Origin of the sequence: Pseudomonas sp. R62, assembly GCF_000257605.1 — a bacterium.
Taxonomy (GTDB): Bacteria; Pseudomonadota; Gammaproteobacteria; order Pseudomonadales; family Pseudomonadaceae; genus Aquipseudomonas; species Aquipseudomonas atacamensis.
In genome coordinates this window covers 682801-694733 of sequence record NZ_JH635998.1, presented here as the reverse complement: position 1 = coordinate 694733, position 11933 = coordinate 682801, and the positions used below count along the sequence as shown (strand labels likewise).

Genomic DNA, 11933 nt, shown 5'->3' with positions numbered 1-11933 from the left:
CCACCGAAATGGTGGGCTTGATGTAGTCAGCCGATGATCAGAACAGCTTCATCTTCGGCGCTTCTTCTTTCAGCGCTTCGTTCTGCGCGGTCTGCGCATTCCAGCCACCGCCCAAGGCCTTGTACAGGTTGACCGCACTGGTCAGCTGCGCGAGGCGGTCGGTGATCAGCGCTTGTTGTGCGCTGAACAACTGACGCTGGGCATCGAGGAAGGTCAGGTTGCTGTCGACGCCGATGCGGTAGCGACGTTCGGCCAGGCGGTAGTAATCCTGGTTGGCCTGAACGAAGTCACGCTGCGCTTGCAGCTGCTCGGTGTAGGTCTGGCGAGCGGCGAGGCCGTCGGCGACTTCCTGGAAGGCGGTCTGGATGGACTTCTCGTAGTTCGCCACGCCAATGTCCTTCTGGATCTTGGCGTAGTCGAGGCTGGCGCGCAGGCTGCCGGCGTTGAAGATCGGCAGGTTGATCTGCGGCTGGAACAGCCACGTCCCCGAACCGCCCTTGAACAGGCCGGACAGGTCCGGGCTCAGGCTGCCCGCGTTGGCGGTCAGGCTGATGCTCGGGAAGAACGCTGCACGGGCCGCACCGATGTTGGCGTTGGCCGCCTTCAGGTTGTACTCGGCCTGGAGGATGTCCGGACGACGTTGCAGCAGGTCCGAAGGTAGACCGGCCGGCACGTCGCTGAGCAGATCATCGGACAGCGGTTTGGCCGTTTGCAGGTTGGCCGGAATACCGGTGCCGAGCAGCAGAGTCAGGCTGTTTTCGTCCTGCGCGACCTGGCGGGTATAACGCGCCAGTTGCGCCCGGGCGTTTTCCACGGAAGTGCGCGACTGCGCCAGATCCAGCGCCGAAGCCACACCGACTTCGTTGCTGCGGCTGGTCAGCTTGTAGCTTTCTTCGAAGGCACCGAGGGTGTCCTGCGTCAGCTTGAGCAGTTCCTTGTCCGCCTGCCAGGTCAGGTAGGCGTTGGCGACGTTGGCGACCAGACTGATCTGCGTACTGCGGCGTGCTTCCTCGGTAGCGAAGTACTGTTGCAGCGCTTGCTCGCTCAGGCTGCGCACCCGACCGAACAGGTCGAGTTCGTAGGCGCTGACGCCGACGGTGGCGGAATACGAACTGCTGATCATCGACTCGCCGGTCTGCGAGGCACGGGCCGGCAGACGCTGGCGGCTGCCGGCGGCATTGGCCGACACTGCCGGGAACAGGTCGGCGCGCTGGATGCGGTACTGCGCCGCGTAAGCGTCGATGTTCAGCGCCGCGACACGCAGGTCACGGTTGTTTTCCAGGGCGACCTGGATCAGCTGTTGCAGGGCCGGGTCATGGAAAAACTGCTTCCAGCCCTGTTCGGCAGCGGCTTGCGCCGGAGCCTGGGCCGGCGAATATGCCGGCCCCTGCGGGTACTGGCCTGCGACCGGAGCCTCAGGCTGCTGATAGTCAGGTATCAGCGAGCAACCGCTCAGCACGAAGGCGGCGACTGCGATGGAGAGTAGCGACTTGCTCATTGGCCAGCCTCTTTAGGAGTTTCAGTAGTCTCATCCGCGTCGGTCTTTTTGCGCTGACCGATGGACGACACAGTAACGAAGAACAGTGGGACCCAGAAGATCGCCAGGATCGTGGCCGTGAGCATACCGCCAATCACGCCGGTACCGATCGCGTGCTGACTGCCTGAACCGGCGCCGGTGGAAATCGCCAGCGGCACAACACCGAGAACGAAGGCCAGCGAGGTCATGATGATCGGGCGCAGACGCATGCGGCAGGCTTCAATTGCCGCTTCACGCAGGCTGCGTCCCTGTTCATGCAGTTCCTTGGCGAATTCGACGATCAGAATGGCGTTTTTAGCCGCCAGACCGATGGTCGTCAACAAGCCCACCTGGAAGTACACGTCGTTGGACAGACCGCGCAGGCTGGTAGCCATCAGTGCACCAATGATCCCCAGTGGTACCACGAGCATGACCGCGATCGGAATCGACCAGCTTTCATACAGCGCCGCCAGACACAGGAACACCATCAGCAGCGACAGGGCATACAGCGCTGGCGCTTGCGAGCCGGACAGACGTTCCTCGTAGGACAGACCGGTCCAGGAGATACCGACACCGGACGGCAGCTTCTTGGCAATCGCTTCGACTTCAGCCATCGCTTCACCGGTGGAGTAGCCCGGCGCGGGAGCCCCGAGGACCTCGACCGCTTCCACACCGTTGTAGCGCGCCAGCTTCGGCGAACCGTAGACCCACTCGCCCTTGGCGAACGCCGAGAACGGAACCATGGTGCCTTCGGCGTTGCGCACGTACCACTTCTTCAGGTCTTCGGGGCTCATGCGCGAGTCCGGTTGGCCCTGCACGTAGACTTTCTTCACCCGACCACGGTCGATGAAGTCGTTGACGTAGCTACTGCCCAGCGCGATCGACAGGGTGTTGTTGATGTCGCTAATGGTGATGCCGAGGGCACTGGCCTTCTCGTCGTCGATTTCCAGCTGGAACTGCGGCTCGTCGTTCAGGCCGTTCGGACGCACCTGGGTCAGCACCTTGCTTTGCGCCGCCATGCCGAGGAACTGGTTGCGCGCTTCCATCAGTTTTTCGTGACCGATACCGGCGCGGTCCTGCAGGAACACGTCGAAACCGGTGGCGTTACCCAATTCCAGAACCGCTGGCGGGGCGAAGGCAAACACCATCGCGTCGCGGAAGCTGAAGAAGTGTTGCTGGGCACGCGCAGCGAGGTTGAACACGCTGTTGTCGGCGTTACGTTCGCCCCACGGCTTGAGCATGATGAACGCCATACCCGAGCTCTGGCCACGGCCGGCGAAGTTGAAGCCGGTCACGGTAAACACCGAAGCGACCGCGTCCGCCTCACCGCCGTCCTTGTTCGGACGCAGCAGGTACTCACGCATTTCATCCACCACCACCTGCGTGCGCTGGGCACTGGAACCGGCCGGGGTCTGCACCTGAGCGAACAGAACGCCCTGGTCTTCTTCCGGGAGGAACGCGGTCGGAATGCGGGTGAACAGCCAGATCATGCCCACGACGATCAACAGGTACGCCAGCAGATACGGCGCCTTGCGGGTCAGCATGTTGCCGACGCCACGCTCGTAGCTGCGTACGCCACGGTCGAAGTTGCGGTTGAACCAGCCGAAGAAACCTTTCTTCGGAGTACCGTGCTCGCCTTTCGGAATCGGCTTGAGCATGGTTGCGCACAGCGCCGGGGTGAAGATCAGGGCAACCAGTACCGACAGGGCCATGGCCGACACGATGGTGATCGAGAACTGCTTGTAGATCACACCGGTGGAGCCGCTGAAGAATGCCATCGGCAGCAGTACCGCCGAGAGCACGAGGGCGATACCGACCAGTGCGCCCTGGATCTGGCCCATGGACTTCTTCGTCGCTTCCTTCGGTGACAAGCCTTCTTCGCTCATCACCCGCTCGACGTTTTCCACCACGACGATGGCGTCATCCACCAGCAGACCGATGGCCAGCACCATGCCGAACATGGTCAGGGTGTTGATGCTGAAACCGGCGGCGGCGAGGATGCCGAACGTACCGAGCAGTACCACGGGCACGGTCATCGTGGTGATGACGGTGGCGCGGAAGTTCTGCAGGAACAGGAACATCACCAGGAACACCAGCGCGATCGCTTCGACCAGCGTGTGCACCACGCCTTTGATCGACTCGGTCACCACCGGGGTGGTGTCATACGGGAACACCACTTCCATGCCTTGCGGGAAGAACGGCTTGAGGCTGTCGATGGTGTTGCGCAGCGCTTTGGCGGTATCGAGGGCGTTGGCGCCGTTGGCCAGTTTCACCGCCAGACCGGAAGCCGGGCTGCCGTTGAACTGGGCACTGATCGCGTAGTTCTCACCGCCGAGGCCGACTTCAGCCACGTCTTTGAGGCGAACCTGCGAACCGTCCTTGTTGACCTTGAGCAGGATTTCCTTGAACTGCTCGGCGGTCTGCAGACGGGTCTTGCCGATGATCGTCGCGTTCAGTTGCTGGCCCTGCACGGCAGGCAAGCCACCGAGCTGACCGGACGATACCTGGACGTTCTGCGCAGCAATGGCGTTTTTCACGTCGACCGGGGTCAGGTTGAAGTTGTTCAACTTGGCCGGGTCGAGCCAGATGCGCATCGCGTACTGCGCACCGAAGACCTGGAAGTCACCGACACCGGCGGTCCGCGAGATCGGGTCCTGCATGTTCGACACGATGTAGTTGGACAGGTCGTCCTTGGTCATGCTGCCGTCACGCGACACCACGCCGATCACCAGCAGGAAGTTCTTCACTGCCTTGGTCACGCGGATACCCTGTTGCTGCACTTCCTGCGGCAGCAGCGGGGTGGCCAGGTTCAGCTTGTTCTGGACCTGGACCTGCGCGGTGTCGGAGTTGGTGCCTTGCTCGAAGGTCGCGGTGATGGTCATGCTGCCGTCGGAGTTACTTTCCGACGACACATAACGCAGGTTGTCGATACCGTTGAGCTGTTGCTCGATGACCTGTACCACGGTGTCCTGCACGGTTTGTGCGGACGCGCCTGGGTAGGTCACCTGAATCGCAATGGCCGTTGGCGCAATGCTCGGGTATTGGTTGATCGGCAATTTCAGGATCGAAAGTGCCCCGACCAGCATGATCACCAGGGCGATTACCCAGGCGAAAATCGGACGGTCGATGAAGAATTTTGACATGGGTTACTCCCCTTTGCCGCCGGCGGCTTTGTCAGCTGCCTGTGCGGGGGCCGGGTTCTTGGTGCCGACGTTAGTCGCCTCGGTCGCTTTGACCTCGACGCCCGGTTTGACGTACTGCAGCCCTTCGGTGATCAGACGATCGCCGGCTTTCAGGCCGTCTTCGATCAGCCACTGGCTGCCGACGGTGCGGCTGGCCTTGAGCTGACGCAGCTCGACCTTGTTGTCAGCGCCGACCACCAGTGCCGTCGGGGTGCCTTTGAGGTCGCGGGTCACGCCTTGCTGCGGCGCGAGAATCGCTGCGCTGTTGACGCCGGCCTGCAGCTGGGCGTGAACGAACATGCCTGGCAGCAGGGTGTGATCCGGGTTCGGGAACACCGCGCGCAGGGTCACCGAGCCGGTGGTCTGGTCAACCGAGACTTCGGAGAATTCCAGCTTGCCGTCGAGCTTGTACTGGCTGCCGTCTTCCAGGGTCAGCTTGACCGCAGCGGCGTTGTCGCCAGCCTTCTGCAGACGGCCGCTTTCCAGCTCGCGGCGCAGCTCCAGCAGTTCCACCGACGACTGGGTGACGTCGACGTAGATCGGGTCGAGCTGCTGAATCACTGCCATCGCATCGGCCTGACCATTGCTGACCAGTGCGCCTTCGGTGACCGAAGAGCGGCCGATACGGCCGGAAATCGGCGCGTAGACTTTGGTGTAGCGCACGTTGATCTGCGCGCTCTGCAACGATGCTTCCGATTGCAGGCGGTTGGCCAGTGCGGTGTCGTATTCCTGACGGCTCACGGCCTGTTCGTCGACCAGTTGCTTGTAGCGGTCGGAAATCGACTTGGTCGAACGCAGCTCGGCTTCGGCGCTTTTCAGCGTAGCTTCATAGACCGACGGATCGATCTGATACAGCTGCTGGCCGGCTTTGACGTCGGCGCCTTCCTTGAACAGACGCTTGAGGATAATGCCGTTGACCTGCGGGCGAACTTCCGCGATGCGGAACGCACTGGTGCGGCCCGGAAGTTCCGAGGTCAGGGTAAAGGCTTGTGGTTGCAGGGTGACGACGCCGACCTGAGGAGGCGGAGCGGCTGGGGCCGCTTCTTCCTTTTTACATCCGCTGAGCAGCGATGCCAGGGCGACGGCAGTGACCAGAGCGGTAACAGCTGGCTTGAATTGCATGAAGATCCTCGGGTCAGGCGCGCAAGAAGCGCACAAGAAGTGTGAAAGAGTAAAAATCGGGCACCGGGTGGATAAGTAGCTTGCTAAGTAATATACTTACGTTCATGGTTGTTTGTAAACACCTGCGCCGCGTACCCACCCTGATACAAAAGTCGTCGCAAGGTTTGAAATTGTAGGCCGGGGAGCCGATTCACGAGAGATCGCCCCCTCTTTATTCAGCGGATATTCAGCCATCCCTGAAACATCCTGTTTGAGGTTTTACTGCCATGGTCCGTCGTACCAAAGAGGAAGCTCAGGAAACCCGCAGCCAGATCCTGGAAGCGGCCGAGAAAGCCTTCTATGAAAGGGGGGTTGCCCGCACCACCCTGGCGGACATCGCGACCCTCGCCGGCGTGACGCGTGGCGCCATCTACTGGCATTTCAGCAACAAGGCCGATCTGGTCCAGGCCATGCTCGACAGCCTGCACGAACCGCTGGATGAACTGGCCAAGGCCAGCGAAAGCGAAGACGAACCGGACCCGCTGGGCTGCATGCGGCAGTTGCTGATTCATTTGTTTCATCAAGTTGCACTGGACCCGAAAACCCGGCGCATCAACGAAATTCTGTTTCATAAGTGCGAGTTCACCGATGAAATGTGCGATCTGCGCCAGCAGCGCCGGACGGCCAGTCTCGATTGCAACCTGCGCATCGGCCTGACCCTGCGTAATGCGGTGAATCGCGGCCAGTTGCCGGAAGATCTCGACACTGCCCGCGCGGCGATCAGCATTCATGCCTACATCGACGGCCTGCTGTATGGCTGGCTGCTGGCCCCGGACAGCTTCGAACTGCACGCCGAGGCTGAACGCTGGGTCGACACCGGGCTGGACATGCTGCGCTTGAGCCCAAGCCTGCGCAAATGAAACAAAATGCGCAATTGCCCGGCAGGATGTCAATCAGCCGCCATGGCCGATTATTGCGGCGGGGAGTTTAAACGTAGCCAGCCGTGGATTTTGTAGGGAAATTGTGTCGCTGTTGTGAAACGGTGTTTGCAGGCTCTTACCCTGCGCCAAAAGCAAAAAGCCCCGGACTCTCACAAGTCCGGGGCTTTTTCATTTCTGCGCTACAGCCTGATTACAAGGTCGGATAGTCGATATAACCGACCGGACCTTTACCGTAGAAAGTCTCCGGATGCGGCTCGTTCAACGGCGCATCGGCCTGCAAACGTGCCGGCAGGTCCGGGTTGGCAATGAACGGCACGCCGAACGCGACCGCGTCTGCCTTGCCGCTGGCCAGCCACTCGTTGGCGCTTTCCTTGGTGAACTTCTCGTTGGCAATGTATGGGCCACCGAACGCTTCTTTCAGTTGCGGACCGAGGCTGTCGGCGCCTTCTTTTTCGCGCGAGCAGATGAACGCGATGCCACGCTTGCCCAGTTCACGGGCGACGTAGGTGAAGGTTTCGGCGAGGTTGTCATCGCCCATGTCGTGGGAATCGGCGCGCGGTGCCAGGTGCACACCAACGCGGCCGGCGCCCCAGACTTCGATCGCGGCGTCGGTCACTTCCAGCAGCAGGCGCGCACGGTTTTCCAGCGAGCCGCCGTACTGGTCGGTGCGCTGGTTGGTGCTGCTTTGCAGGAACTGGTCGAGCAGGTAGCCGTTGGCGCCGTGGATTTCCACGCCGTCGAAACCGGCGGCCTTGGCGTTCTCGGCACCAGTGCGGTAGGCGTCGACGATGTCGGCGATTTCAGCAGTTTCCAGGGCGCGCGGGGTTGGGTAGTCGGCCAGTGGGCGGACCAGGCTGACGTGGCCCTTTGGCTGGATGGCGCTTGGCGCGACCGGTGCTTCACCGTTCAGGTACGAAGGGTGGGAAATGCGGCCAACGTGCCACAGTTGCAGGAAGATCTTGCCGCCGGCGCCGTGAATCGCCTTGGTCACGTTGGCCCAGCCACGCACTTGATCGTTGGACCAGATGCCCGGGGTATCCGGGTAGCCGACGCCCATCGGCGTTACCGAAGTGGCTTCACTGAGGATCAGGCCGGCCGAGGCGCGTTGTACGTAGTATTCGGCCATCAGCGCGTTCGGCACACGACCTTCGTCGGCGCGGCAGCGGGTCAGCGGGGCCATGATGATGCGGTTGTTCAGCTCGATGTCGCCGAGTTTGATCGGGTCGAAAATAGTCGCCATGTCTAAAAGCCTCTCTTTAATTAAGGAAGTTGATCAGTTGGAAGCAGGCGCCAGCTCGGCATTGCCGTTCTGGCGGAAGGTAATCAGGGTCACCAGCAGGGCAAGTACGGCCAGCGCGGCGGCGGCCAGTGGCACGCTGGTCAGGCCGTAGCCGTGGGCGATGACGCTGCCACCGACCCAGGCGCCGAGGGCGTTGCCAACGTTGAAGGCGCCGATGTTCAGGGTCGAAACCAGGTTCGGCGCAGCCTTGCCGAAGGTCACCACGTTGACTTGCAGCGCCGGCACAGCGGCGAAACAGGCGGTGGCCCAGAGGAACAGGGTGATTTCAGTCGGGATCAGCGCAACGCTGGTCCAGCTCAGCACCGTGGACACCACGGCCATGGCGATGAACACACCGATCAGCGTGGCGGCCATGCCTTTGTCGGCGAGTTTGCCGCCGATGATGTTGCCGACCGTCAGGCCCAGACCGATGAGCATCAGGGTCCAGGTCACGCCACGTGGCGACACACCGGTGACTTCCCCAAGCAGTGGGGCAACGTAGGTGAACAGGGTAAACACCGAGGCGGCGAACAGCGCGGTCATGCTCAGCGACAGCCAGATGCCGGCGCCTTTGAGGGCGGCCAGTTCGGCGCGCATGTCGAGTTTCTCTTCGTCACGCTTGGCCGGCAGAAAGCGGATCAGGCCGATCAGCGCGATCACACCGATGACGGTTACCGCCCAGAAGGTCGAACGCCAGCCGGCTTCCTGACCCAATGCGGTGCCCAGCGGTACGCCGAGCACGTTGGCCAGGGTCAGACCGGTGAACATCAAGGCGACCGCCGAGGCACGTTTGTTCGGCGCGACCAGATTGGCCGCCACCACCGAGCCGATGCCGAAGAACGCGCCGTGACACAGCGCGGTGACGACCCGGGCAAACATCAGCACGTTGTAGTCGCTGGCGATGGCGCAGAGCAGGTTGCCGACAATAAAGATGCCCATCAACGCCACCAGCGCGGCCTTGCGCGGCAGCTTCGCGGTGGCCAGCGCCATGAACGGAGCACCGATTGCCACGCCCAGGGCGTAACCGGTGACCAGCCAGCCGGCGCCGGGAATCGACACGCCGAGGTCCGCCGCCACGTCGGGCAGCAGGCCCATGATGACGAACTCGGTGGTGCCGATGGCGAAGGCGCTCAGGGCGAGGATGAGAAGCGAAAGGGGCATGCAGGTTTCCTTGTCGGCTGGCTGACGTTAAGGGTCAGAGCTCTTTACTGAGGGTGCTGAGAAACGCCTGGATGACGTCCTCGTTACGTTTGAAAAAATGCCACTGCCCGGCCTTCTGGCTGCTGATCAGCCCGGCCCGTTGCAACGTCGCCAGGTGTGCCGACACGGTCGATTGCGACAGGCCGCAACGCTGATCGATCTGCCCGGCACAGATGCCGTACTCGTGGTTGTGCAACTGCTCGGGGAATTCGCCTTTCGGGTCCTTCAGCCAGTTGAGGATGTCTCGCCGTACTGGGTGCGCCAGGGCTTTTATTATTTCGTCGAGGTCGAGGTTCATGGCTTGGGCTCGTGTTGGCAGTAGCGATATATCGCGATGGGACGAACTTTAAATCGTTGGATCGCGATATACCAATATGAATTCGGTCTGACGAACGCGTAAATCGCTATATCGGGTTATAACGATACGAGGGTGCTGAATGTCCGAACCCAGTGCTAAGCTGCGCCCATGAACTATCTCGCGCATTTGCATCTCGGCGGCCAGCGCCCCGGTCAGTTACTCGGCAGCCTGTATGGCGACTTCGTCAAAGGTCGGCTGCAAGGCCAGTTCGCCCCGGAAGTGGAGGCGGCGATCGCCCTGCATCGGCGAATCGACGTGTTCACCGATCGCCATCCACTGGTCGACATTGCTTTGGGGCGCTTTACCGAGACGCGGCGGCGTTATGCCGGGATCGTCCTCGATGTGTTTTTCGATCATTGCCTGGCGCGGGACTGGACGCTGTATGCCGACCGACCGCTGGAGCAGTTCACCGCAGACGTCTATCACGTGCTGTCCCGCGAACGACAGTTGCCGGAACGGCTGGCGAAGATCGCCCCGCACATGGTCGCCAACGACTGGCTGGGCTCGTATCGCGAATTCGAGGTGCTGGAACAGGTGCTGCGCGGGATCTCGCGACGCCTGACCAGGCCCGAGGAGTTGGCCGGGGCGATGGCGGAGTTGCGGCGGTTGTATGAGCCGCTGAGTGAAGACTTCAGCCTGTTTTATCCGCAACTGCAGGATTTCGCACAAAACTCTGATCCACTGAAGATCTGAATGTGGGAGCGAGCCTGCTCGCGAATGCGGTGTCTCAGCCAATATAGATGCTGAATGGCACGACGCCTTCGCGAGCAGGCTCGCTCCCACAGAGGATTTGTATTTTCAGGCGGCTATCAAATCGCCTGCGCGACGCGGTTCGGCAGGTTTCGCCACCTCGCCAAACAACACCTTCTGCACCGCCTGCTGCGCTTCGAACGCCAGCGCCGCACGCTCGCGGCCTTGACACTCTATTGGCTTGAGCAGATGCACCTCGACATCGCCGCAGTCGTGGCTGAACAGGCGCATCAAGTGCGAGAGCAGGTCATCGTCACCAATGAACGGCGCGAGCGTGTCGATTTCACCGTCGCGCAGATAACGAATCGCCACCGGTTGCAGCATCACTTCGGAATCGATCGCCGCCGACAGCAGGCGACCATGAAAGGTGCGCAGCGAACGGCCATCGGTGGTGGTGCCTTCGGGGAACATCAGCAGCGCATGTTCGGTTTGCAGATGGCGGGTCATTTGCTTGCGGATCAACTGGCTGTCGCCCGACCCACGGCGGATGAACAGGCTGCCGGCCTTGGCTGCGAGCCAGCCGGCCACCGGCCAGGTGCGCACTTCGGCCTTGGACAGAAACGACAGCGGCGTGAGCATGCCCAGCAGCGGAATGTCGGTCCACGACACGTGATTGCTCACCCACAGCATCGGCTGTTTCGGCAGCTCGCCATGCACGCTCACGCGAAACGGCAGGGCATTGCTCAGCCGCGCCATGAAGAAGCGCGACCAGCGCTGGCGCCGCTCCATCGAGTGCGCCAGACCGATGCGTTCGAACACGCCGAAGACGCTGGCCATGGTCAGCCCCAGCGTCACCACCAGCAGCACTCGCGCGATTCGCGCGTACACCCGCAACCGGCTCATCACACCGCCGCCTTGAAGTGCTTGGCGTAGCGCGGGCAGAGTTCGTCGCGCTTGAGCAGGATGAACACGTCGGCGACCTGGAAGTCTTCGTCCCAGCACGGCTCGCCGCAGATCTTCGCCCCGAGGCGCATGTAGGCCTTGAGCAGCGGCGGCATTTCGGCGATGACGTTAGACGGGATATCCAGCGTCGGCAGCGGATTTTTCGGCTCGGCGCGCAGGTGTTCGGTACACAGGTAACGTTCGCGCAGACGCTGCATGATCGCGTGGGCCTGAATGCCGCCGTCCTGCATCGGGATGCTCGCGCAACCCATCAGATAGCTGTAGCCGCCTTGATTGAGCACTTCGGCCAACTCGCCCCAGAGCACGGCGATGGTGCCGCCGTTGCGGTACGCCGGATCGACGCAGGTGCGGCCGATTTCCAGGATCGGGCCTTGCAGATGCGCCAGGCCATGCAGGCTGAATTCCTCTTCACTGTAGAACTTGCCGAGGCTGCTGGCGGCGGTGTGATCGAGCAGACGCGTGGTGGCGACCAGGCGCCCGGTATTCAGATCACGCACGCCGATGTGGCTGCAGTGAACATCATAATCATCCATGTCCAGACCCAGTTCGGCGCCTTTCAGTTTGGCGTTGAACTCGCCGCTGAAGACGGCGAAGCGCAGGGCCTGGGCTTGCTGCAAGGCTTCGGCGCCGATCAGGCGTTCGGCTTGCAGGCGGCGTTCATTGCCGGTGTCGCTGATGCGGGCGATTTGCGTCATGTGAATCT

10 protein-coding genes are annotated in these 11933 nt (G+C 61.8%); 2 read left to right on the top strand and 8 right to left on the bottom strand.

The genetic code is table 11. The annotated features are described in order from the left end of the window. Window positions 1-37: 37 nt before the first annotated feature. Genes emhC through emhA form a run of 3 tightly spaced genes read right to left on the bottom strand, consistent with a single transcriptional unit; the run spans window position 38 to window position 5820 of the window. Window positions 38-1498, bottom strand: coding sequence for an efflux RND transporter outer membrane subunit EmhC (gene emhC, locus OQK_RS04600; RefSeq protein WP_016771333.1), 1461 nt, complete (start codon window positions 1496-1498; stop codon window positions 38-40). Then, window positions 1495-4659, bottom strand: coding sequence for an efflux RND transporter permease subunit EmhB (gene emhB, locus OQK_RS04595; protein ID WP_016771332.1), 3165 nt, complete (start codon window positions 4657-4659; stop codon window positions 1495-1497). Before emhB ends, emhC begins: the two co-directional genes overlap by 4 nt. A 3-nt stretch (window positions 4660-4662) precedes the next feature. After that, window positions 4663-5820 (bottom strand): efflux RND transporter periplasmic adaptor subunit EmhA, encoded by a 1158-nt coding sequence (gene emhA / locus OQK_RS04590; protein WP_016771331.1) that lies wholly within the window; start codon window positions 5818-5820, stop codon window positions 4663-4665. Between the two features lie 266 nt (window positions 5821-6086). Here emhA and emhR point away from each other — a divergent pair, with 266 nt between their 5' ends. Beyond that, window positions 6087-6719 (top strand): efflux system transcriptional repressor EmhR, encoded by a 633-nt coding sequence (emhR, locus tag OQK_RS04585; protein WP_016771330.1) that lies wholly within the window; start codon window positions 6087-6089, stop codon window positions 6717-6719. Between the two features lie 211 nt (window positions 6720-6930). Here the strand turns inward: emhR and OQK_RS04580 are convergent, their stop codons facing one another. From OQK_RS04580 to OQK_RS04570, 3 genes are read right to left on the bottom strand one after another with little or no spacing between them, the layout of a single operon-like run. Beyond that, complete coding sequence (locus OQK_RS04580; protein ID WP_016771329.1) at window positions 6931-7980, bottom strand: alkene reductase; 1050 nt, start codon at window positions 7978-7980, stop codon at window positions 6931-6933. 33 nt (window positions 7981-8013) lie between these two features. Next, a complete protein-coding gene (locus OQK_RS04575) occupies window positions 8014-9180 on the bottom strand; it encodes an MFS transporter (RefSeq protein WP_016771328.1) in 1167 nt (388 codons plus the stop codon). A 34-nt stretch (window positions 9181-9214) separates the two neighbouring features. After that, the gene (locus OQK_RS04570; RefSeq protein ID WP_016771327.1) at window positions 9215-9517 is read right to left on the bottom strand and encodes an ArsR/SmtB family transcription factor; all 303 of its coding nucleotides are present in this window, start codon (window positions 9515-9517) and stop codon (window positions 9215-9217) included. A gap of 168 nt (window positions 9518-9685) precedes the next feature. Between OQK_RS04570 and OQK_RS04565 the strand changes: the two genes are divergently transcribed. After that, complete coding sequence (locus OQK_RS04565) at window positions 9686-10270, top strand: acyl carrier protein phosphodiesterase (RefSeq protein WP_016771326.1); 585 nt, start codon at window positions 9686-9688, stop codon at window positions 10268-10270. Between the two features lie 105 nt (window positions 10271-10375). Here OQK_RS04565 and OQK_RS04560 read toward each other — a convergent pair whose 3' ends face one another. Next, window positions 10376-11170: a lysophospholipid acyltransferase family protein gene (locus tag OQK_RS04560; RefSeq protein WP_016771325.1), complete on the bottom strand. Its 795-nt coding sequence runs from the start codon at window positions 11168-11170 to the stop codon at window positions 10376-10378. Then, window positions 11170-11925 carry an L-ornithine N(alpha)-acyltransferase gene (gene olsB / locus OQK_RS04555; protein ID WP_016771324.1) on the bottom strand — a complete coding sequence of 252 codons (756 nt, stop codon included), beginning with the start codon at window positions 11923-11925 and terminating at the stop codon, window positions 11170-11172. Before olsB ends, OQK_RS04560 begins: the two co-directional genes overlap by 1 nt. Between the last annotated feature and the right edge of the window lie 8 nt (window positions 11926-11933).